Annotated in this window: 1 protein-coding gene; it reads left to right on the top strand. The window is 76.2% G+C overall.

Going from position 1 to position 1,425, the window contains the following annotated elements; translation table 11 throughout:
• Window positions 1-61: 61 nt before the first annotated feature.
• Window positions 62-1,425 (top strand): LCP family protein (locus FOE67_RS25675; RefSeq protein ID WP_323385521.1); only part of this gene is annotated, 1,364 nt, incomplete at its 3' end.

The raw sequence follows: 1,425 nt of genomic DNA, 5'->3' as shown, positions 1-1,425 counted from the left end.
CGGTCGAACCCCCCGCCGCGCGCCCGCCCCGGCACCCGGCCGACCGCGATGGGGCCTGCGCGTGGCCGCCGCCCTCTCCGGCCTCGTCCTGCTCACCGGCGGTGTCGGCCACGCCGTGGTCACCGGTGTGGAGGGGGGCGTGCAACGCGTCGAGGCCATCCCCCGGGGCGACGACCGACCCGCCGCCGGACCCGGCCTCACCGTCCTGCTCATCGGCAGCGACAGCCGCGAGGGCCTCACCGAGGACGAACGCCGGCGGTACCGCCTGGGCGGCGAGGCCTGCCACTGCGCCGACACCATCATGCTCCTGCACCTCTCCGAGGACCGGAACCGCGTGAGCGTGATCAGCCTCCCCCGCGACTCGCACACCGAGTTGGCGGCCCACACCCTCCCCGGGACCACCGAGCGCCACGAACCCCACGAGGCGAAACTCAACGCCGCCCTCTCCCACGGCGGCCCCCAACTGATGGTCCGTACCGTCGAACGGATGACCGGGGTGCGCGTCGACCACTACCTGGAGGTCGGCTTCGTCGGCTTCATGCGCGCGGTGGACGAGATCGGCGGCGTGGAGGTGTGCACCACCCGGCCGCTCCACGACCCCGGGTCCGGCCTGGACCTGCCCGTCGGCACCAGCACCCTCAACGGCGGCGAGGCGCTCTCCTACGTCCGCGCCCGGGAGGTCGACGCCACCGCCGACTTCGGCCGCATCCAGCGCCAGCAGCGCTTCCTCGCCGCCCTCGCCCACCGGGTGGCCGACACCGAGGTGCTGCTCGACCCGCCGCTCCTGCGGCGGACCGTCGGCCATCTGCTGGACTCCACACGGGCCGACCCGGGACTCGGCGCCGCCGAGATGCTGGGGATCGCCCGCACCCTGAGCCGGGTGGACGCCGGATCGGTGGAGTTCGCCTCCGTGCCCATCGCCCGGGTCGACGGCCCCGCCCCGGAGTGGGACGAGGAGGCCGCCGAGCGGCTGTTCGCCGCCGTCCGCGAGGATCGACCGCTCGTCCCCGACCACGGGGACGACCGGGACGGGGACACCGTGCCGGTGGACGTGGACCCCCGGGGGATCCGGGTCCTGGTGAGGGACGCCGGCGCGCCCGGGGACGAGGCGGCGGCCCGCGCCCGGCGGGAGCTGGCCGCCGACGGTTTCCTCACCGCTCCGGCGACCGATGCCGACGATGCCGACGCCGCCGACGGGGCCGAACCGGGGGAACGGCACCACCGCACCACGATCACCCACGCCCCCGACCGTCGGGCGGAGGCCGCCGCCCTGGCCGCCGCCGTACCGGGGGCACAACTGCACGAGGAGCCCGGTCGGGACGCGGAACTGCTGCTCACCCTCGGCGAGGACTTCACGGGGGTACGGCGGGTGCGGGACGGCCGGCAGCCGGTGAGCGGTAGCGGGGGCGGTACCGGGGAGGACGG

The organism is Streptomyces calidiresistens, from assembly GCF_014141525.1.
GTDB classification, from domain to species: Bacteria; Actinomycetota; Actinomycetes; order Streptomycetales; family Streptomycetaceae; genus Streptomyces; species Streptomyces calidiresistens.
The sequence above is the reverse complement of the archived record's forward strand: the minus strand, read 5'-3'. Positions and strand labels throughout refer to the sequence as shown.